General features: G+C 37.0%; 18 protein-coding genes and 1 pseudogene. 9 read left to right on the top strand and 10 right to left on the bottom strand.

The genetic code is table 11. The features are described from left to right. Positions 1-174: 174 nt before the first annotated feature. From DIZ30_RS03190 to DIZ30_RS03170, 5 genes are all read right to left on the bottom strand, one after another. The gene (locus DIZ30_RS03190) at positions 175-1,548 is read right to left on the bottom strand and encodes a PTS transporter subunit EIIC (RefSeq protein ID WP_002286296.1); all 1,374 of its coding nucleotides are present in this window, start codon (positions 1,546-1,548) and stop codon (positions 175-177) included. Next, complete coding sequence (rbsD, locus tag DIZ30_RS03185) at positions 1,548-1,943, bottom strand: D-ribose pyranase (protein ID WP_002286295.1); 396 nt, start codon at positions 1,941-1,943, stop codon at positions 1,548-1,550. The genes DIZ30_RS03190 and rbsD overlap by 1 nt, the downstream gene beginning before the upstream one ends. A gap of 27 nt (positions 1,944-1,970) precedes the next feature. After that, complete coding sequence (gene rbsK / locus DIZ30_RS03180; protein WP_002286294.1) at positions 1,971-2,888, bottom strand: ribokinase; 918 nt, start codon at positions 2,886-2,888, stop codon at positions 1,971-1,973. A 108-nt stretch (positions 2,889-2,996) separates the two neighbouring features. Then, positions 2,997-4,010, bottom strand: coding sequence for a ribose utilization transcriptional repressor RbsR (gene rbsR / locus DIZ30_RS03175; protein WP_002298484.1), 1,014 nt, complete (start codon positions 4,008-4,010; stop codon positions 2,997-2,999). Between the two features lie 80 nt (positions 4,011-4,090). After that, positions 4,091-4,693, bottom strand: coding sequence for a cysteine hydrolase (locus DIZ30_RS03170; protein ID WP_109023088.1), 603 nt, complete (start codon positions 4,691-4,693; stop codon positions 4,091-4,093). 184 nt (positions 4,694-4,877) lie between these two features. Here DIZ30_RS03170 and DIZ30_RS03165 point away from each other — a divergent pair, with 184 nt between their 5' ends. The 3 genes from DIZ30_RS03165 (at position 4,878) to treC (ending at position 10,274) form a co-directional block, all read left to right on the top strand. Continuing rightward, the gene (locus DIZ30_RS03165; RefSeq protein WP_109023087.1) at positions 4,878-5,579 is read left to right on the top strand and encodes an ABC transporter ATP-binding protein; all 702 of its coding nucleotides are present in this window, start codon (positions 4,878-4,880) and stop codon (positions 5,577-5,579) included. Between the two features lie 9 nt (positions 5,580-5,588). Then, positions 5,589-8,300, top strand: a complete 2,712-nt coding sequence (locus DIZ30_RS03160; RefSeq protein WP_002298486.1) for an FtsX-like permease family protein — start codon at positions 5,589-5,591, stop codon at positions 8,298-8,300. A gap of 345 nt (positions 8,301-8,645) precedes the next feature. Continuing rightward, positions 8,646-10,274 (top strand): alpha,alpha-phosphotrehalase, encoded by a 1,629-nt coding sequence (treC, locus tag DIZ30_RS03155; protein WP_109023086.1) that lies wholly within the window; start codon positions 8,646-8,648, stop codon positions 10,272-10,274. Positions 10,275-10,333: 59 nt separating this feature from the next. Here treC and DIZ30_RS03145 read toward each other — a convergent pair whose 3' ends face one another. Then, complete coding sequence (locus tag DIZ30_RS03145) at positions 10,334-11,608, bottom strand: AI-2E family transporter (protein ID WP_002298490.1); 1,275 nt, start codon at positions 11,606-11,608, stop codon at positions 10,334-10,336. Positions 11,609-11,766: 158 nt separating this feature from the next. On the opposite strand from DIZ30_RS03145, the gene DIZ30_RS03140 reads away from it, so the two are divergent. Continuing rightward, positions 11,767-13,290 carry a zinc ABC transporter substrate-binding protein AdcA gene (locus tag DIZ30_RS03140; protein ID WP_109023084.1) on the top strand — a complete coding sequence of 508 codons (1,524 nt, stop codon included), beginning with the start codon at positions 11,767-11,769 and terminating at the stop codon, positions 13,288-13,290. A gap of 68 nt (positions 13,291-13,358) precedes the next feature. Here the strand turns inward: DIZ30_RS03140 and DIZ30_RS03135 are convergent, their stop codons facing one another. The 3 genes and pseudogenes from DIZ30_RS03135 to DIZ30_RS03125 all read right to left on the bottom strand — a co-directional run. Continuing rightward, positions 13,359-14,087, bottom strand: coding sequence for a LytTR family DNA-binding domain-containing protein (locus DIZ30_RS03135; RefSeq protein WP_002286278.1), 729 nt, complete (start codon positions 14,085-14,087; stop codon positions 13,359-13,361). A 12-nt stretch (positions 14,088-14,099) separates the two neighbouring features. Then, complete coding sequence (locus DIZ30_RS03130; RefSeq protein WP_109023083.1) at positions 14,100-15,380, bottom strand: sensor histidine kinase; 1,281 nt, start codon at positions 15,378-15,380, stop codon at positions 14,100-14,102. Positions 15,381-15,531: 151 nt separating this feature from the next. Next, positions 15,532-16,103: pseudogene (locus DIZ30_RS03125) on the bottom strand (accessory gene regulator B family protein); the annotation flags it as partial. 245 nt (positions 16,104-16,348) lie between these two features. Between DIZ30_RS03125 and DIZ30_RS03120 the strand changes: the two are divergent. Continuing rightward, a complete protein-coding gene (locus tag DIZ30_RS03120) occupies positions 16,349-16,555 on the top strand; it encodes a hypothetical protein (RefSeq protein ID WP_002286271.1) in 207 nt (68 codons plus the stop codon). Positions 16,556-16,868: 313 nt separating this feature from the next. Then, entirely contained in the window at positions 16,869-17,588 is a 720-nt protein-coding gene (locus DIZ30_RS03110) for a deoxynucleoside kinase (RefSeq protein WP_109023082.1), read from the top strand. An 80-nt stretch (positions 17,589-17,668) separates the two neighbouring features. On the opposite strand, the gene DIZ30_RS03100 is transcribed toward DIZ30_RS03110, so the two are convergent. After that, a complete protein-coding gene (locus DIZ30_RS03100; RefSeq protein WP_002286265.1) occupies positions 17,669-18,352 on the bottom strand; it encodes a YoaK family protein in 684 nt (227 codons plus the stop codon). Between the two features lie 217 nt (positions 18,353-18,569). Between DIZ30_RS03100 and DIZ30_RS03095 the strand changes: the two genes are divergently transcribed. The 3 genes from DIZ30_RS03095 to DIZ30_RS03085 all read left to right on the top strand — a co-directional run bounded on the left by DIZ30_RS03095 (position 18,570) and on the right by DIZ30_RS03085 (position 21,883). Continuing rightward, the gene (locus DIZ30_RS03095) at positions 18,570-20,756 is read left to right on the top strand and encodes an ATP-dependent helicase (RefSeq protein WP_002317494.1); all 2,187 of its coding nucleotides are present in this window, start codon (positions 18,570-18,572) and stop codon (positions 20,754-20,756) included. A 346-nt stretch (positions 20,757-21,102) separates the two neighbouring features. Continuing rightward, a complete protein-coding gene (locus tag DIZ30_RS03090; protein WP_002286258.1) occupies positions 21,103-21,513 on the top strand; it encodes a Spx/MgsR family RNA polymerase-binding regulatory protein in 411 nt (136 codons plus the stop codon). Positions 21,514-21,526: 13 nt separating this feature from the next. After that, a complete protein-coding gene (locus tag DIZ30_RS03085; RefSeq protein ID WP_002297829.1) occupies positions 21,527-21,883 on the top strand; it encodes a Spx/MgsR family RNA polymerase-binding regulatory protein in 357 nt (118 codons plus the stop codon). The last annotated feature ends 553 nt before the right edge of the window (positions 21,884-22,436 follow it).

Here is a 22,436-nt window from a genome sequence, read left to right as displayed (position 1 = left end):
TATTGCATAGACCACCTTTGTTTGGGGATAAACAAGTGGGATAAAAATGGTTATGCATATGTAAATTATACCAAAGTTTGGAAAGTATCACAAAAATTTATAAAAATAATGATCCTAAAAAGAAAAAGACTGAAATATGTGATAAACATCTCATACTTCAGTCTTTTTCATTAACTATTCATAAGACATTAGGTCTTCATCAAACCCGCTAACGAGAGTAGTAATCATTGCTACGACTAGACTAACAGCCAGTCCTGCTAAGTACCAGAAAAAAGTACCGGAAATGAATGCAGGCAATGTGGTCAGACTACCAAATACAAAAGCGATCGCTTTCACTTGGGCAAATCCCATTACAGCTCCACCAGCAGCTGCACCAATGCAAGCAGCAACAAATGGTTTTTTCAATGGGATCGCAATTCCGTAAACAGTTGGTTCGGTCACTCCCGCAAGTAAAATCGAAGCAAAAGCAGAACCGGAGATCGAACGAGTTTTTGAACGTTTACTTCGTAGAAATACACCTAAAGCTGCACCAGCCATTCCAAAATTGGCTGCTCCTGTCAACGGAACGATTCGGTCGAACCCATAAGCAGAAATATTACTGATCATGACAGGGTTTACAGCCCATTGGATACCAAATATTACCAAAATATTCCAACCACCAGCGATGATTGCGCCGCTGATCGGTCCGTTAATATCCATCATCCAAGTAATTGCGGCAGCTAAACCTTCGCCAAGGTAAACACCCGCAGGCCCGAATACCATTAACGTCAAAGGAACCGTGATAACTAATGAAAGTAAAGGTACAAATACTAATTGCATATTTTCGCGAATATATTTTTTGAGGAATTTTTCAACAAAAGAATAAAAGAAAATACCTAAAATCGCCGGCATGACAGTAGACGTATACTGCATCAGTACTACAGGAATCCCCAGAAAATCAGTAGCTGCTTTGCCACTGTCTGAAAGTAAAGAGGTCAGATTCGGTTCAATCAGTGCTGCAGCAATGACAGCCGCAATATATCCATTCACTTTAAACGTTTTGGCGGCAGAAAAAGCAAGAAAGATTGGCAGAAAATAAAAGACGGCATTCGACGCAGCAGACAAAATATGATAAGTTCCGCTTGTTTCACTAAGCCAGCCAATCGTAGTCGCTAAAACAACCAGACCTTTTAATATACCAGAACCGGCAAACAGCGGAATGATCGGCGTAAAGATTTCCGATATCAAACCAAATAGTTTTTCGATCGGATTTAGCTTTTCTTTAGGAGCTGAATGATCGATTTGACGCGTTAATTCCTTGTAAGCAGGAGCCAATCCCTGATCCATGATTATTTCTGCATATCTATCGAGTAAAATGAAATACTTAATGGAAGGGATTTGCTGTTTTAATTTTTCTGCATTGGCTACTGGCTGTTTTTTCAATTTGATACGAAGCCGAGTCGCACATGGAAGGACAGAATCAATATTGTCTTTTCCTCCCAACTGTTCAATCAGCATATGAATCTGCTCGGACAGTACCATCTGTTCAGGATTCATTGTCGTTTCCATTAGAAGACCACTCCACTCACTAATATAATATTGGCGTAAGGTGTCATTTCGCCTGTACGAATAAATGCATGACAGTTATTCAACTCTTTTTTCATTTCTTCATGTGGGATAAAGCTAATCGGTGTATCTGGTAACAATAATTTGATTTTTTCCAATATTTCCGGGTTCATTGTCTTTATTTCTTCCGCCAATTCAATCGATTGTACCTCAAGTTCTTCTAAAACGTTTTCTAAAACAGATAAAAAGCTTGGAAGACCGTTTGAGACAGCCAAATCTATTTTTTCAGTACCAAAGGGGACAGGCATGCCTGCATCCCCGATACTTAATTTATCAAAGTGCCCCATTTGTGCGATTACTCGTGAAATATCTGAATTGATTACTTTTCCTTTTTTCATGTTTGTTTCTTCCTCTCATTGTTAATTTTAGACTGCTGATTGTTCTAAAGCTTCGCGGTAAGGGATAGAAGGTTGCGCACCATAAGACTGCACAGCAACAGAAGAGGCTAGATTTCCATAAAGGATCGCTTCTTTCAAGTTACTAAGGTCTGGCTGAAGTGTGCTGCTTAATGCGCCAATAAATGTATCACCTGCGGCTGTTGTGTCAACGGCATCCACTTTAAAAGCAGGGACGATACCGTGTTCTTTTTCTGTATGATAGAAAGCGCCGGCACTGCCTAGTGTAATGATTACTGTTCCAATACCTAATTCATGGAGTTTTTCGGCTGCTGCGACCAAACTGTTATGATCTGTCACTCTGATTCCTGTAATGATTTCTGTTTCTGTTTCATTTGGTATAATGATATCTGTTTTTTCAAGTAGTTCAGTAGGGATCGTTTCACGAGCTGGTGCAGGATTCAGGATCGTTGTTTTTCCTGCGTCTTTTGCAATAGAAAAAGCTAGGATCGTCGCATCTAAGCTACTTTCAAACTGAGCAATAATAAAGTCACTGTTTGTAATCAGTTGCTTGTTTTTTAGGACTTCTTGTTCATGGAAAGCATTATTTGCACCTGCATGGATCAAGATACTATTTTCTCCTGCTGCGTCTACCATAATCATTGCTTGTCCGGTTGTGGCGCCTTGGATTTCAGCTATCCCAGATGTATCGATGTTTTCTTTTGTCAGTAGATCTAATAACTGTTGTCCTTCGCTGTCAGCCCCAACGCCTCCAATAAAAGATGTCCGTGCGCCTGAACGTTTGGCTGCCACTGCTTGATTGGCACCTTTACCTCCGCCAGCGTGAAAAATCTCATGCGCATGCATTGTTTCGCCTGGCTTGGGCATGTTGGTTAAACGAAGGGTAGTGTCCATATTAATACTTCCAATTACTGTAACCGTGTTCATTTTACAAACCTCCAACTATCTCATTTATTTTGATGGGAAAAATTATTTTTTAAAACGTTTTAGTAAAACGTTTTAATAGTTCGATAAAAATATAGCACACCTTGAAAGCTATTTCAAGGGTGCAGTTGAAAATCTTTTTTCTAATCGTACAGGTAATCTTTTTTCTTCCCATTCTTTTTCTGGGAATTGGATCCGATCTAACAATAATTTGGCAGATGTTTGTCCCAATTCGAAGATCGGTTGTGCGATCGTTGTCAGTTTCGGCTTGATATACTCGCACATATCTATATTATCATAGCCAATAATGCTGTAGTCTTCAGGAATGCTTTTTCCAGATTCCTCTAATCCGCGATATAATCCAAAAGCTAATTCATCATTTAAAGCAAACACACCAGTTGCAGCAGAATCAAGAAGTTCTGCTGTGATTTGGTAGCCACCTTGTTTTGAGAACTGTGTAGGTAAGAGGATCAGTTGGTCGTGAGAGATTTGGTAAACATCAAGAGCAGATTTAAACCCCTCAATCCGAGCGTGGACATTTTCCGGCGGATTTTCAGGATAGACAAGGGCGATCGTTTGATGACCTAGACTAAGCAAGTGCATGCCCGCTAGGTAACCACCGCGAAAATCGTCTGTTCGTACGGCATCACTAAATCCTTCAGATTTTTTCTGATCCAAAACAATGAAGGGCCGGCCTTGTTTTTTCAAATTTTCGTTGATTGCATCTGTAGAGACAGCAGAAGTCGCGATAATGAATCCATCCACACCTCGACGTGTGAGCTCGGCTAGATATTCGATTTCTTTTTGATGATCAGAATCAGCATTACATAATATCGTGACGAAATTCTGCTTATACAAGATATCCTCAATTCCTCGCATCAGTGTACTGAAGAATGGATTCGTGATATCAGGAACGAGTACACCAATTGTTTTCGTTTCCTTGGTAATCATTTGTCTAGCAAAATAGTCAGGCTGATAGCCTAATTCTTCTTTGGCAGCTAAAACTTTCTGAACAGTTTTCGGACTGAATTTCTCCGTATTTCCATTTAATATCAAGGAGACAGTTGTGATTGAAACGCCGGAAAGTTTAGCGACTTCTTTGATTGTGATCTTTTTTTTCACCATGTTCATACTCCTATCTAAATCCTGTGGTTATTTTCCCATGAAATCAAAAAGAAGTAAATGAAAATCACGTGTGCCAGTACTTATTTGCTTTGTTGGATAGCTTCGATTATTTGTTTCGTTGAGCGTACTCGTGCAGTTTTCGGAAATATCTTTTTTATGAACAATTGATGGGATTCTTTGTCACGATCACTGCAAGCATCTTCAGCAAGTACGACATGATACCCATGTTGGAAGGCATCTAATGCAGTAGCATATACACCCTTTGTTGTCGCTACACCGCTTAAAACGATAGTTTCGATTCCACGCCGGCGAAGTTGAAGATCAAGAGAAGTACCAAAAAAGGCACTTGGATTGTATTTTGTGATAGTCAACATATTGTTTGTATCTTTCAAGGAATCCTTCAACAACAAGTCAGTGAATTCTGCCGGAGCAGACAAAGCAGATATTCCTCCAGCATCTGTCTGATGACTTAGATAAGAGAAAGTAGTGATGTCTACATTCACTAAAACTTTCAAGGCAGCGGTACGTTTCAATGTTTTTGCTAACAAATCATTGTTTGTCAGAATAGATTGTGCAGTGTGTGGAGAGAGTGTACCGTTATTTACGATCCCTTTTTGCATGTCGATCGCGACAAAAGCAGTTTTTGATAAATCAAAAATCATATTTTCCTTTAAATCATTCATGATGTTCCTTCTTTCAAATAACAATGTTTTTTATGTAAGTAAATCATAAATCGTTTATTTGTCAACTAAATAAAGGATTCCTTTCTTTAGTCTAGAGAAATTCAGTGGTAAAATAAATAAGTGTGAGAAAACGCATTCGATGCATAGATATAGCGAGAAATATCGTGAAAATGGAGGAATCAGAGTGAAGTATGTCGAAGTAAAAAATGAATACAAACGATACAAAATGGGAGAAACGACCATTACAGCAAATGACGATATTTCTTTTTCAATTGAAAAAGGCGAATTAGTGATTATACTTGGTCCAAGTGGAGCAGGAAAGTCAACGATTCTTAATATTTTAGGTGGGATGGATACACCTGATGAAGGTCAGATCATTATTGATGACACAGATATTGCGCAATTTTCAGATAAACAGCTTACTGCTTACCGACGAACAGATGTAGGGTTCGTTTTCCAATTCTACAATCTCGTTCCTAATCTAACAGCAAAAGAAAATGTGGAATTGGCAACGGAAGTTTCTCCTGATGCGCTTGATCCTGTAGAGGTATTGAGGCAAGTGGGCCTAGCTCATCGATTGAATAACTTTCCGTCCCAATTATCAGGAGGCGAACAGCAGAGGGTTTCAATTGCTCGTGCACTAGCTAAAAATCCCAAACTTCTTTTATGTGATGAACCGACAGGCGCGCTGGATTTTGAAACGGGCAAGCAAGTATTGAAATTATTGCAAAACGCTAGCAGACAACACGGCAATACCGTTTTGATCATTACATATAATTCTGCTTTAGCGCCCATCGCTGATAGAGTCATTCACATTAATGATGCTAAAGTAAGGTCTGTTGAATTAAATGATCATCCTTCATCCATTGATGAGATTGTATGGTAGGGGGATTTTATGAAAACAAGAACATATCTTAAAGCAGGTTTTCGCGAAATTCGGCAATCTAAAGGACGATTCATTGCAATCATCCTTATTGTCATGCTAGGAACACTTTTATTTGTAGGTGTCAAAACTGCTGGACCTGTCATGCAAAAAACGATGGATCACTATGTTGGTACAGCAGGACTTTCTGATTTGCAAATCGTTTCTACTGGTGGCTTGACACAAAAAGATATTGCTCAAGCAGAAAAGATCCCAGATGCAAAAGTAGAAACAGGAAAACAGATCTATTATTCCAATACTGGCAAAAACGAAGTGATTCAAATATTTTCTTATAACAAAAATAACAAGCAGAACAAGCTACAATTAACTGATGGAAAACTCCCGGAAAAACCAAACCAGCTTGTATTGGATGAAAAAGCGGAAGATGAAGGGTATAAAATCGGTGATATTTATCAGATTGATTCAGATGAATTGAAAGAAAAAGAGTATACCATCACGGGCTTTGTCCGTTCTCCATTGTTCATCAACAATTTGGAGAGAGGATACGCGAACATCGGAAATGGTAGCGTCGATTATTTTGTCTATTTGCCTGAATCCGCTTTTAAAACAGATATTTATTCTGTCTTATATCTTGATTTTACAAACGTAAAGAATTTGAATACGTACAGCAAAGCTTACAAAGATAAAATGGAGCAAAATCAAGAAAAGGCAGAAAAGTATTTACAAGATCGACCCGAAGAACGCTTAGAAGAGCTGAAAAAATCGGCCAACGAAGAATTAGAACCAGCACAGCAAAAAATAACAGAAGGCAAAGCACAAATAGCACAGGGAAGAACACAGTTAGAAGATGCTAAAAAACAGTTAGCGCAACAGTCAGCAGCTATCCAGCAGCTTCCTGAAGCGCAACGAACAATCGCTGTTCAAACATTATCTCAACAAGAAGCTCAACTTGCTGAACAAGAAAGGCAATTAGTTGAGAAAGAACGTGAACTGGCCTCTGCAGAGGAAGAATTGAATCGAAATGCAGAAAAAATTGAAAATTTAACTAAACCATCATACCTATACAATGAACGTTCAGAAAATGTCGGTTTTCAAGAATTTGGTGATCTGTCTGATCGTATCGCTGCGATTGCTAATGTTTTTCCTGTTTTCTTTTTCTTTATTGCCGCATTGATCACCTTTACGACAATGACACGTATGGTAGAAGAAAACCGCAGGGAAATCGGGACATTAAAGGCGTTAGGTTATACGAAAGTTGAAATCGCAAAAAAATATGCAATCTATGCAAGTCTAGCCTCAGGGATAGGCATTGTTTTAGGAACGATATTAGGAACGAATCTTTTGCCAAGGATCATTTTTGAGCTGTCTAACGAGCGGTATGATATTGGGAGTGCGCTTATTTTTTATGACTGGCCGCCGATTTTACAAGCAGCTGCCGCATTCTTCATTGCCGCATTTGGCGCTGCAATGATCGTTTTATTCAAAGATTTAAGAGAACGGCCTGCTGCATTGCTTCAACCGAAAGCACCGAAGCCAGGGAAACGCATTTTTCTTGAATACATCACTCCGCTGTGGTCACGCCTTAGCTTTAATCAAAAAATCAGTTACCGAAATCTCTTCCGATATAAGTCAAGAATGCTTATGGCGATTATCGGAATTGCTGGATGTGCCGGGCTGATGGTTGCAGGCGTGGGATTAAAAGATTCTCTAAGTTCTGTCTCAGCCAAACAATTTGGACCGATCATTGACTATCAAGCAATCGTTACATTGGATTCATCCACGGAAGATAGTCGTCAAAAAGCAGCGGATATGCTGCAGAAGCAAGAAAAAGTAAATGAGATCCTAGCTATTCATACTCAAACCGTAGAATTGAGAAAAAAAGGACATGCTTCGCAAAGTCTGACAGTGATCGTACCAAGTAAAACAGCTGATTTGGATCGTTTTATCCATTTAACTGATCTTGAAGAGAACCCACGCTCCTTGCCTAAAACAGGAATCGCTATTACGCAAAAAGCAGCAGAACTATTTGACTTATCTACAGGAGATCATATTTCGCTTTATGATGAAGATCAAAAAGAATGGAAAGTCGAAGTAAAAGAAATCGTGAAAAACTATCTAGGTAGCTTTATTTATATGTCCCCTGAATATTATGCTTCAGTTACTGATCAATCGATGATGGATAATGCATTTTTGCTGCGTACAGATAAGATGACAACGAAAGAAGAAGAAATGCTTTCCGAGAAACTGCTTGCCACAGACGCTGTGACAAATACGTCTTTCATGTCCAAACAAATCGAAACGCAAGAAGAATCAATGGCGAACTTAGACTCGGTTGTCTTAATCTTTGTCGTATTATCAGGACTGCTGGCTTTTATCGTCTTGTATAATCTAACTAATATCAATATTTCCGAGCGTGTACGCGAATTATCTACAATAAAAGTCCTTGGATTTTTTGATAAAGAAGTCACGATGTACATTGTTCGAGAAAATATCATCTTTACTCTTTTAGGAATCATCGGAGGATTTGGTGTAGGATATATATTGACTGACTTCATCTTGCAACAAGCGTCTATGGAGAATGTCATCTTTCCATTAGTGATCACATGGTGGGCTTATGTCTTATCAGCAGGATTAACTATCGTATTCACGGTTATTGTGATGATCGTTACCCATTTCAAATTAAAGCATATCGATATGATTGATGCGTTGAAATCGAATGAATAAAAACAGAGGTTGTGAAATCAGCGGTTGTGAAAAAGCTGTCCTGCATCGAGCAAAAAGAATACTCAAATAAAATTAGCTCCTCATGTTTTACATTTGAGAAGACTGATTGCCGTAGATAAAAGCTTTTGAGCACCATTTATAGAAGAAACAAGAATATTTTGCTATTTTAAACAAGAGGATAGACAAATACATGTCTGATCTCTTGTTTTTTATTGGGCAACAGACCTCTTAGAATGTATAAAGATAAATTTTACAAACGCTTTCGGTTCAGTTATAATAATAAATGATAACTTGTATATATAAGTTGTGGTAGGTAATAAATCAGTTGAATGGAGGTAAATATCCATGACATTTAAAGACAAAGTCATTTACCAAATCTATCCCAAATCTTACAAAGACAGTAATGGTGATGGAATTGGAGATTTAAAAGGAATCAAAGAAAAACTCCCGTATCTGAATGATCTAGGCATCGACATGATTTGGCTAAACCCTATTTATCCAAGCCCTCAAAAAGACAACGGTTATGATATCTCTGATTACACAGCCATCGATCCTATCTTTGGTACGATGGAGGAATTCGAACAGCTAATAGCCGAAGCAAAGAAATACCGGATAGAAATCATGCTCGATATGGTGCTGAATCACGTTTCGACAGAACATGAATGGTTCAAAAAAGCACTAGCAGGGGACCAGCATTATCAGGACTTCTTCATTTTAAGAGAAGAGCCAACGGATTGGGTATCAAAATTTGGTGGAAGTGCTTGGTCGCCATTTGGAGATACGGGGAAATATTATTTGCACTTATATGATCGGACACAAGCTGACTTGAACTGGCGGAACCAAGCAGTAAGAGAGGAACTATTCAAAGTTGTTCGTTTTTGGATGGAAAAAGGGGTAAAAGGATTCCGTTTCGATGTTATCAATGTTATCGGTAAAGACGAACAATTGAAAAATAATAAAGAAAATGATGGCAAACCTGAATATACGGACAAACCAATCACCCATACGTATCTAAAAGAATTGAACCAAGCAACGTTTGGGACGGATTCCACTATCATCACAGTCGGTGAAATGAGCTCTACGACGATCGAAAATTGTATCTTGTATACAGAACCTAGTAGAGAAGAATTATCAATGGTCTTTAATTTCCATCATTTGAAAGTCGATTATGAAAATGGGAATAAATGGTCTACTCCTCCATTTGATTTTGCAGAATTAAAGCGACTATTTCATACATGGGGAGAAAAGATGAGTGAGGGTAACGGCTGGAATGCTCTATTTTTTAATAATCATGATCAGCCACGTGCGCTAAATCGATTTGTAGCTATCGATCAGTATCGAAAACAAGGAGCAGAGATGCTAGCAACCATGATCCATTTGAACCGTGGGACGCCCTATATTTATATGGGAGAAGAAATCGGCATGATCGACCCAGACTATTCATCGATTTCCGACTATATTGACGTAGAAAGTTTGAATGCTTATAAGTTACTCCTTGAACAAGGATTCACAGAAAAAGAAGCGTTTCGTCGGATCAAAGCAAAATCTCGCGATAACTCTCGAACACCCATGCAATGGTCAGACACAGAACAAGCAGGATTTACTACAGGGAAACCTTGGTTAAAAGTTGGAGGCAAGCTAGAAGAGATTAATGTAGAAAAAGAACTATCTTCTGAAGATTCTATTTTGTCCTATTACAAGAAATTGATTCGGCTGAGAAAAACATATCCAATCGTTGCACAAGGAGATTATCATTCTTATGAAGCAAATCATCCGGAAGTTTATGGCTTTCTTCGCCAATTTGAAGGACAGCAGCTGCTTGTATTAACAAATTTCTATGATAAAGATACAAGGATCGCCATCCCAGAAGGATTCACAGAAGCCAATATTCTTATCGATAATTATTCCGATACTGTTCTTCATCAAAGTCTGGAGCTAAAACCATACCAGGCAATTGCTTTGCTGAAAAATTAAAACAAAAACACAAAGCGTCGTTCCTACGAGCTATTCTCGTAAGATCGACGCTTTGTGTTTTATTTAAAATAATCTTCTTCAGAAAATGAAGAGTTTTCATACTCTCCTTTATCGCCATAAAATTTATTGTAGCGTTGTTTGAATTTACGGAAAATAAAAGTAACGAGTAATTTGACTAACGTATAGATAGGAATACCAAAAATAACGCCCACAATTCCCATTAGATCACCCATGACAAGTAAAACGATTAAGATCGTAATCGGATGGATCTGTAAACGATCACCCATTACTCGAGGAATCACCAAGTCACCGTGGAGAAGTTGTACGGCAAACCAGACAATGACAAATTTGACAGCCATAAAAGTAGAGTCTTGGAATGCAATGATCAAACCTGGAAAGAAGGCGATAAACGGCCCAATATATGGAATGATACATAACAACCCAGCAGAAATAGCTAAAACACTAGCAAATTCTAATCCGATCAGTAAGAAACAAACCCAGTAGACTGCTCCAAGGATAAATGAAGCAATGATTTGCCCCTTTAGAAATGAACCCAATTGTTGATTAGCAATCTTTGTCAAATTTTTAAAATCTGTACGAAATGCTGGTGGGACAATCGCTAAAACTGACTGATAAAATTTTTGAGGATCTCTCAAAAGGAAAAAAGCGACAATTGGACCAGTAAATAAAGTAATAAAAATAGCTGTAACAGTTGAAAAAATGTTGCTGATCCGTTGTGCGCCACTTTCCCAATAATTTCCAATAAATCCAGCTATATCAGACGTCACGTCGTCAATAGAAGCGAAAAATTGATTAAATGAATCGGCAAAAGGTGTTTTCTCCAAAAATTGTCGGAGACTCTCTTGGAAATCTTGAAACAAATCTGGCAAACTACTGATCAATGTCTTTGCCTGTTCTTCAAGAAAAGGAACAAGCCATACGCTTCCAAGCCCCAATAAAAATAAAATAATCACATAAACGATAATGACTGACAAGTTCCTCGAAAGGTGCTTGCTCAAACGTTTGATGACTGGTTCCAAAAGATAATACAAGATCAGTGCAAACAATAATGGGGGCAAGATAGTAGCGATAATGATCCCGACAGGCTTGAATATAAACGAGATCTGATGGAAAAAATAAATGATCAGCGCAAGTAAGATAACTATTCCTAAAACATAGTAAGAGGTTTTTCCTCCTAAAAAGCGGATCAAACGATTCGTTGTATCTGTTTCTTTTTTCACTCTTTTTCCTCCTTTATCTATAACTTCATTATAGACAAAAGCGGGTATAAAAGGAAAATGATAGAGGTTGATTGCAAAAATATCGTCAATCATTCATATAAACTTTCTCATCAATTAAAATAAGAAAACGCTTGACAGTTCTTTTAACCATATGATAAATTAAATCCTGTTGCTAAAACGTAACTATTACGGTTTGAGAAAGACGAATCGGAACATTCAAATGAAAGAAGATGAGAAGAGGAGTGTCATAAATGAAACGATTGATAGGTATATTGGCCATGCTGGTTTTAGCAGGTATGTTAACTGCTTGCGGGGCAAGTAGGAAAGCCGAGGACAGTAAAGAAAAATTGAGCGTGATGACGACCTTTTATCCTATGTATGATTTTACAAAAGCAATCGTCGGGGATGAAGGAGAAGTAGAGTTATTGATTCCAGCAGGGACTGATTCCCACGATTATGAACCTTCTGCTAAAGACATGGCAAAGATCCAAGATACAGATATCTTTGTTTATAATGATGAAAACATGGAAACATGGGTCCCCGCAATCCAAAAAACATTACAAGAAGGCAATGTCCATACGATAAAAGCGACAGAAGGTATGCTTTTACTTCCGGGAAGTGAAGAAGGACATGATCATGACCATGAACACGGGGAAGAAGGCCATACACACGAGCTAGACCCACATGTATGGCTAGCTCCAAGTTTAGCAATCAAGCAGGTAGCAAACATACGTGATCAGCTGATTGAAGCTTACCCAGAAAAACAGGAAGTATGGACAAAAAATGCAGCAGCCTATACCGAGAAACTTCAAGCACTCCATCAGCTTTATCAAGAAACCTTTAAGCAAGCAAAACAAAGATCTTTTGTCACGCAACATGCTGCATTCAACTATCTGGCATTAGAATATGGATTGAATCAAGTATCGATTGCTGGTCTTTCTTCTAGTGAAGAACCGTCTGCGGCGAGAATTGCTGAACTGAAACACTTTGTTAAAGAACATGGAATCAACTATATTTATTTTGAAGAAAACGCCAAAGATAGTATTGCCAGAACGTTAGCAAACGAAGCAGGTGTATCTTTAGAAGTATTGAATCCTTTGGAGGGATTGACGAATGAACAAATAGAAAATGGAGAAAACTATCTTTCTATCATGGAATCAAACCTCGAAGCGTTGAAAAAAACGACAGAGACAGAAAACCCGTTAGAAGATACTTTGACCCCCAAAAAAGAAAAGAGCGTCTATAACGGTTATTTCGAAGACGAGGATGTACAAGATCGCTCTCTTTCAGATTGGGCAGGAACTTGGCAAACAGTAGATACGTATATAGAAGATGGGACATTTGATCCTGTTTTTGAATATAAAGAAAAATTGAATCAGGATAAGACAGCACAAGAATATAAAGAATATTATACGAAGGGCTATCAAACAGATATTGCTTCAATCAAGATCAGTGAGAAAGAGATGGCATTTACGTTTAAGGATGGAACAACGAAACGTTCAAATTATCGTTATGTAGGGAAAGAAATCTTGACCTACGAGGCAGGAAACCGTGGCGTAAGGTATCTATTCGAAGCAGAAGATAAGGAAAGTGGCGCTTTTAGATATATTCAATTCAGTGATCACACGATTGCACCGGCTGACTCCGAACATTTTCATTTATATGCAGGAAATGAAAGTCAAGAAGCATTGCTGAAAGAAATGGAGAATTGGCCAACATTTTATCCAGATACAATGGATGGACGTGAAATTGCACAGGAAATGCTTTTGCACTGATAGGCAAAAAAGAACCGAAGGGTTTGGATCGGCTGGTCATTTAGTCGGTCCAAACTATTCGGTTCTTTTTATGAAATCAATTTCTTTAATCCACGGATAGAGGCTGGGATGGTCTCGCCGTTTGCCAACGTGACTTCTCTGGTTTTTTTATTAATCGACCGCACATTTTGTGTATTGATAACATAGGATTTATGACAACGGATAAAATTCCGATGCATTTTCTCGATTTCTTTGATCTTCTCATAGAATTGTAATTGGGCATGAGTCAAATGGACTTCCAGTTTATGTGGTGCTCCTAGCGAAGTAGAAAAATATTGGATGTCTTTGATCGGTAAAAATTTGATCTCATCATTAAACTCTATTTTGAAGATATCTTTTTGGATCTGGGACATTTGAAAATCTTCGAAAATTTTGCTCAGGATATGCTCGACATTTTCTTTTAAATCATAAAGATCTTCTTTGACGATATAATCAGTCGGTTCAATGTTGCTTTTTAAGATTTTCATCGACATTTCCGTATGGGAAGTCACATAGATTATTTTTCCTAAAGGATCTAATTCACGGATCAATTTACCGATCGCTACACCATCCATTTCACTGTCTTCTAGTTCGATATCTAAAAAGTAAATACCAAAAGAAGAAGTTCTGATCTTGGCTGCATTGAGAAGTTCTTCCGGATCAGAGGTAGAAATATGGACATAACTGTCTAAGTTTTCAATCATGATTCTATTTTTGATCACCGTTGATAAAACTTCTAATTGTTTTGGATCGTCTTCACAAATATAAATGGGAATCATATCATTACTCCTTTATTTTATTTGTATATAAATCGTTTGAGAAAAACGCTGGTTTTCAATTGATGTTTCAAGGAAAAGATAAGGATTGTTCTTTGTCAATTCATCCAAGATAAACAAGCCAAGGCCTTCGTTTTTTGGATTTGTTTTTGTTGAGAACCCTTTTTGTTTCAACTGGTTTAACGGCAATGTATTTGTTGTTGTATTGATCACACGAATCATCACGGAATGATTCTTCTTGAGTATGGTCAATTCGATTTTTTTCTTCTTTGCAGCACTAGCTCCTTCAATCGCATTGTCCAAGATAATACCAAGCATACGTACAAGGTTTACCGTATGTTTCGTATCCAGTTCGATTGGCTCAGGAAAATGAAGCTGGACGACCAACCCTTTTTCCTGTGCCATCATGAGTTTTAATGACAGTAAACTACGGATCTCAGGAACTTTCATATTATCCAACATACTTAGATTGGCCGGAAAAAGGTTCATCATCTGGCGTGTAGGTAATATCGTTTGATCATAATAAGACCGTAATCCTTCTAAGTCGCCTTCTGAAATATAGCTGTGAAGAGAAAAAAGCAGATTTTGGTAATCATGTTTGAATTCTCTCAAGTCTTGATAGTTTTTTTCTAGATCTTTGATATAATCCTGTTGCATCCTGACTTGTTGCTCTAATAACTGATCAGCTAATTTCTTATTAGAGATTTTCCAATAATAAACCAAGATGATCAGGCCAACACACAGATATAGAATGAAAAAACTCGTATTCAAAGCTAAGACATCAGGTGTTTCACCAGAAAAACGGGTATAAAAAATAATGATATAGTATGTAAATAATATCAATGTCCCGATCGTACCGATCATACGGCGGTCCACAGTGTGAAACCAAGTCTCTAACGTTTTTTTAAAACAAAAAGCTAATAAAGCAGATAAAAAAGCGGATAAGGCAATGTGAAAATACTGCAATGAATCTCCTGGTTCAATAACCGAAGATTTCAAAACAAAAAAATCGCCGATGCTTGTTAAGTGATCTCCTAAAAGCGACGTCAATAACCCAAAAGGAAGGGCGTAAACCAATTGTTGACGCGAAGTCGAAAAGAAGAAAAAAGTAAGCATCAGCATTCCTATAGCAATTAGAGCAGTAAAAATCCCTAAAATCGAATAGACCCATCCAATCAAAATACAAGAAATCAGAATGACTCCCGCAAACAGATATTTGTATCGGATGTGATGGTCAATCAATAAGATACAAATTGTGTAAATCAAATATTGCAACGCTATGGACCATAAAAACATAAAGTACAGCTCCCATTGATTTTTACCAAATTATAGCACAATTAGCGTATTATTTTTTTAATTTTTCAGGGATTTTGAATTCAGAACTCATACCAAAGCAGCAGCCAGATACAAAAAAGTCAGATAAGTTAGTTAATTGTTTAATGATTGTTTTTTCATGAAAGATTCCTACAAAATTCATCAAGTAGTTTGTAATAGGAAGCAACGTAGCTATTTCTAAAACAATCCCAAGTAGCAAATAGGTAGAAAAGTAAGAAGCTGAGAAAATAAAGTAATGAGAGAAAAAATTAGAAACATGCTGATCGCCTTCTTTAATAATGGGGGACGTTTCTCGGGTTCAATGGGATTGATTGCTGTACCTCTTGATCCATAGCGAAGCAGTAACAAAAAGACCATCATTGGGAAGGAGATAGTCAATTGCAGATGTTTCATCACCAAGGGAACGCCCCATAAATAAAGTAGTGTCCACAGCAGACAAACGAATTCAGAGTCGGAATGCAATCCATAAGCATATCTGCGGATGCATATATAAGAAAGAAAGGTGATTCCTGTTTCCGCCCATGAGCCTGTCACCAGAGAAAAGACTAGAACGACCGCTAGTTTTCCAAGATTATTCAATAAAACTTCTAAGGCAAATTTTACTTGGACATACACCATATCTTCTTCCGATTTGTCTCCGCTGAATAAGGCTTCTAATAATTTGTTCACAACTTTATCTTTCATCTCATACGTACCTCCACCACAAATTTTATGCTAAAAAAAATAAAAAACGTCTTTTGTTTCATAAAAAGTGGTTTTGACATCAAAACCGTCATGATTTCCTAAAAAAATCTTCGTTTTCCAAGAACCTTACCAAAAAAAGTGACAGTTTTGATACGAAAAGTACTTTTTATGACAAGTTTGTGCTTTTTCGAGTGATTTATGTTAAAAAAATTACTGACCTTATAAAAGGTGATGGAGGGATTCTTATGGAAAATGAACAATTGTTTGAAGTCGGCGAAACATATGCATTTAAATCTGATTTATTTGAATCACCAATAAAAGGAAAAATAGAAAAAATCTATGAAAATAGTGTGATGATACGTGTCATGAAATGCGCAGTAGAAGACAATGATACCGCTCATAATCTGCACTGGCAGTTAGTTGTACGCAAATCAAGTACAATAGAAGAATAAAAACAGATAAAATGTTGAGAGCATAAAGAGGTTGTGAGTCTCCCGTTTAGCTCTGAGTTACAAGGAATAATGTTAAAAAACAGCTTTTCATGTTTTATGAATATTGCCACTTGTGACCGAGGTGTTGGCAGGAGAATACTGTTTATTTGAAAAAAGGGCTGCGACAAGACTTTTGTCACAGCCTTTATTTTCATGAATAGGAGTTACTTTTGGCTACTTTTAGAGAAGTAGCTTTTAAGGAGCAGATAAAGTCAAGGCTTTTATTTCTATAAATGAAGTAGTAAAATGAAGAACAGATTTTATTACAGGAAGGATGCCGATAATTGTGATCATTGTTGCAGGAACGATCGGTGCAGGGAAAAGCACACTGACTGAAATGCTTGCCCAAGATTTAGAAACAAAACCTTTTTATGAGAACGTGGAAGATAATGAAGTATTGCCGCTATTTTATTCTAATCCAGAAAAGTATACTTTTTTATTACAGATTTTCTTTTTGAACAAACGCTTTTTGGCAATCAAAGATGCTTTCAGCCATGATGACAACGTACTAGACCGCTCCATCTACGAAGATAGTATGCTGTTTCATTTGAATGCAGATTTAGGGCGTGTTTCTGAAGTAGAAGTAAAGCAGTATGAAGGTCTTTTAGAAACGATGCTGAAGGAGTTAGAAGAAATTTCGCCACAAAAGAAACCAGATCTACTGGTTTATATTCGTGTATCCTTTGAAACTATGTTAGCGAGAATCAAAAAAAGAGGCCGGGAATATGAACAGCTAGAACAAGATCCTGAACTCTATTCCTACTATAAAGAACTCAATCGACGATACGAAGAGTGGTATGAACAGTTTGATATATGTCCCAAAATAGTGATCGATGGGGACAAATATGATTTCGTAGCCGATCCGGCATGTGGAGAACAAATCGTACAAGAAATCAAGATGCGGGCAAAGAAAATGACAGAAGAGGCAGATGCCCAGTCGATCCGCTACAATACAAATAACCCGAAAGCAAAGGGAATCTTTACAACTAAATAATATAAAAACTAAGCAAATTGCTCACTCGCAGATATTTCTCTGTGAGCAGCATCTTGCTTAGTTTTTTTGATTCATTGAGATCAAATAGTGAACCGATTCGTATGATAAAATTGCCATAAATGAAATGTCTGAGTGAGGGCCATGATCAAAAATAAAATGGAAACGATCAAAATCGAATGGGCGCCAAACAGATGATGACAGAAAACAAGGACAATAGCTCCTGCGATAAAGGCAAGAACGACACTTAGATAGTGGAAAAATCGATCAAAATCTGCTTTTTCTTTAGAAATACAATAATCATATAAGTTCGTTGCTACCCCTTTTAAATTTCCAGTTGTAAATAAATTAGTGTAGGCACGCCCGTTGATTTTATCAAAAGCTACCCACTGGATCGATGCAGTAAAAGCAATCAAAATCGTTACTAATGCGGGATGCTCATGGACGGGTGTCAAACTAACAAAGAAAAAAATCACTGCTTCATAATATAGAACAAACAAGCGCCAGAAATGTTTTTCTTTTTTTCTAAAATAATCAATTAGATACTTTGTTAGAAGAATCCCTAAGAAAAAGAAAAGGGTAGACAATACTTTTTTACCAACACTTAGCCATTCTCCGTCAAATGCTTGGATGATCGATAGAATGATATTGCCAGTTTGAGCAGAGGCAAAAGCACCATATTGGATATAAGTATAACTGTCCATGGCTCCTCCGATAAATGTCAGCAAAAGTCCTATTGTACGCCCCTCGTGAAAGGAAGTCTGCATTTTTTTCATCACCTTTTATGAATATTTTTGTCTTCCTTATCTTAGCATAAACGATTGAAAAAAAGGAAAAATTTTCAGAAAACTAAAATCATATCGCTTCCCATTTTCATTTTTAGAAAGGTCTGTTAGTATAAAGAAAAAATAGACAACGAAACTTTAAATAACCAACTTGAAATAAACAAATTCAAAGAAGAAAGATGGGAAGGAAATCAATCAGTTGAATGAAAAAGAAATTCTCCGATTACAAAAAGAATTGAAACGCTGGGAGAACAAGTATAAAAAGCTTCAACAAGTCTTTCGGCTACAAGAAGAAATCATTGCTACCTATGAAGCGGCTTATGGCGAAGCACCCGGACTTATTGAGGAAGAAGTACAAGTAAAAGAAAGTGAAGGAAACAGCTCTTTCTTTAAAATGATGGAGAAACGTTCCTATAATCGCTTCAATCAAGAACAAAAAGCAGCTATCACATATGATATGAAGAAACATCTTCGAATCATAGCAGGAGCTGGGAGCGGCAAAACGCAAACAATCTGTGCAAAAGCTGTTTATCTGATGACGCAAAAACAAGTAGACGAAGAACGCATACTAATGATCACTTTTACAAGGAACGCTGCAAATGAACTAAAAAAACGAGTAGATAATTTCAGCCAGAGAAAAACCGCTGTCCATATCGGAACATTCCATAGTATCTTTTTTAGGATATACAATGAAATTTGTCGAAAATTTCCTGAAGTAGCAATGCAAGGAATACAAGGAGACTTTTCAAAGGATACTGCACAAAAAGTGAATGCTGTTTTGCAACAGCTGATACGTAAATATAATCTTTATATATTTGATCAATATGGAGAAAAAACGATTGCTTCTCGGTTAGACTATTGGCAGAATATGAACCTTTCAGTAGAAGAAATGGTTCAGTTAGTTAAAGAAAAATATGATTCCATTGATAAGAATGCACGACAGCCGATATCAGAACGACTGTATGGATTGCTCATGGAACTCCAAGAACAAAAAAGAAGCCAGAAATTGCTAGAGTTCAATGATGTACTCCAAAATCTGAAAAGCGCTTTGGAGAATGAGGAAATCCAGCATTATATCGGCCAAAAATATGATTATCTATTCATTGATGAATTTCAAGATACTAATCCACTTCAATGGGAAATCGTGAAACGGATGACAAAGGAAAACAGGATCAAGTTGATTGTTGTTGGAGATGATGATCAGAGTATCTATGGATTCAGAGGATCAGAGCCAGCATACATCAAGAACTTTGAAAAAGAATATCCTACCAAAACTCTTTTCTTATTAACTAATTATCGTTCTCGGGCAGCTATTGTCCAAGGAGCAAATAGATTGATCAGCTATAATAAAAATGATCGGATACCAAAGGCGATGATTCCAGCACAAAAAGAAGCAGGCGTTATGGAAGCCTATTTGTTTTCTGATACTAAAGCAGAAAGTCAGTGGCTAATCAAACAAATTCAGACATTTATTCAAAAAAATGGGAAATATAAGGAATCAATCATATTGTACCGATCAGCTTCACAAACGCAGCAGCTTGTCCAATCTCTGCTGAAAACGAATATTCCTTTTGTACTGGAAGCAGATAGTCCATATGAAGGTATCTTTGGTATCAAGTCTTTCCAACATTTCTATCAAAAAATTGTTCATTGGCAAACAGCACTGAATCTGCAAAAGAAAAATCAGGCCTACCAGCAATTGCTCCGGCAGCTGATGGCAGACTGCTACCTGAAAAAAAGTGAATGCGATCAATACTTTTCTCCTAAATATCAAAATATAGCCGTTGCAGATTATATTTTGTCGATAAGCCCCAATTTAAAATCGAAATCTGCAGAAATCCGAGAGTTTGAGGAAGCGTTGCGTAAAACAGACCAGCATCAAGAAATCTATTCGCTTGTTCAAAGCTATCTTCATCTGCCACGTATAGCTAAGGAAATCGACCAGAGTGATCAAGAATGGATACGAGAAGAAGTAAAGCAGCATGCTACTTTCAGAAGACTCCAAGCCTTATCGCAAGAAACCCAAGCGACAGCTAAAGAATTAAAAACCCGCTTGATTGCTTACAGACAAGGAAAACTTGATGCACTATGTATCCAGAGCATTCACAAAAGTAAAGGTCTTAGTTACCGAAATGTCTTTTTGATTGGTTGTAACGAAGGAAGTTTGCCTTATAACGGAGCGACAGAAAAGAAAGTAATCGACTTTAATGAAATAAAAGCAGAACCAGTGACGACGATAGAAGAAGAACGAAGACTATTTTATGTTGCGATGACTAGAGCAAGAAATCGTCTGTATCTATGTGTACCTCAAATGAAAAATTCAAGAAAATTGAAAGTATCGAGATTTATCAAAGAAACCGGGAGTCGTGTGAAAAAAGGAAAGTGATAGAAGAGAGGGTGTGACAGAAGTGGTCAGTTTCAAGAAAGAAGAAGGAATGTACGAAAATTGCTTCTCAAATTTTTGTGAAATTTCAGCTTATTTTCGAAGAAGTTATTTCTGGAACACCGTTTATTCGGAAAAAGGAGGTGTGACAAGAATTTTGTCACACCTCCCTTATTTATTTTGAAAATGAGAATACTATTATCAAAATAGAGAATATATAGAATAATTCTCATTATTCAAACGTAAATAATCAGTTATTTTGATTTTTTTTTATATTTTATTAGCTAATAATTGGTATTTTAAAAGAAATTACTGTAGAATTGGATTATAATTAAAAAGGAGTGAGAAAATGATAAAAGTATATACTTCGCCTAGCTGTACTTCCTGTAGAAAAGCAAGAGCATGGTTGCAAGCGAATCAACTTGAATTTGAAGAGAAGAATATTTTTGCCGAACCGTTAACAGAAAGTGAGATCAAAAAGATCTTGGCAGCGACTGAAGGAGGAGTTCAAGATATTATTTCCACTCGGTCGAAAATTTACGAAAAGCTGGGCATAGATTTTAACGAATTAACTTTAAAGCAAATGATCGTCTTATTCAAAGAATATCCTTCATTATTGAGACGACCTATTTTGATTGATGAAAAAAGAATACTAATCGGATTTAATGAAGATGAGATCCGGTCATTTGTCCCTCGTGAAATTCGATGTGTTGCCAGAAATCTGATCTATTTACAAAACAATAACATCTTAAATTCATAGGGAGGGAGCCTTCGTGGAAGTGAAAGTCTATGGATCAGCGCACTGTGTAACAAGTCTGAAGGCGAAACAATGGTTAGAACACCATCAATTGCCTTATCAATTTGTTGACTTAGAAGAACGCGATCTAAGTACAGAAGAAGCAGAAGAATTATGCAGTTTTGAAGAAGTGCAAGCAGAACAGCTATTTGCGACTTGGTCTGAGGCTTTTCACAACATTGCGATTGACCTTTCCTGTGTAGAAAAAAAACAACTGATTTTTTTATGCACACAACATACCAACCTCCTCAGACGTCCTTTGATTATTATCGATGAAGTTCTATTTATTGGATACAATGAGCAGTTGATGGAACAGCTTATCTTAAATAAATAGACTTTAACTGTTTTAATCAAGTCACTGAGCATTCCATACAGTTGTAACAGTCGAACACTTAGCATCAAGCGTGTTATGTGTTCTTTTTTTGACTTTATTTTTCTACTATAGAGACATGCTCAATTTATGTGGTCAAAATTCAAATCTAGGTGGGGATATAGAGTTAAAAATATATTGACATGTGTAAATTTACATGATATATTCATTTCTGTTGTTTTAAGTAGCAAAGCAATAAAATAGTATTTTAAAAAACATATAAAATAGTTGTTGACATGTTAGAAATGACATGATAAGATAACTGAGTCGTTAAAAAAGGACCGCTTGCGAAGCTTGATTCTATCGAAAAAAACTTCAAAAAAGTTCTTGACAAATAACAAACGACAAGTTATGATAAATGAGTTGCTGTAAGATTTCGAAAAACGAAATCAAAAAAAACTTTTAAAAAAGAGTTGACAATTACTTGTCTCTCTGATATGATATAAAAGTTGCTACGGCAGCCAAAAACGAATCGGGAAACACTCCCGATGAAGTAGACCTTTGAAAACTGAACAAA

Origin of the sequence: Enterococcus sp. H57 (assembly GCF_003112495.1) — a bacterium.
Classification (GTDB): domain Bacteria; phylum Bacillota; class Bacilli; order Lactobacillales; family Enterococcaceae; genus Enterococcus_B; species Enterococcus_B faecium.
This window is presented reverse-complemented; position numbering and strand designations above follow the sequence as displayed.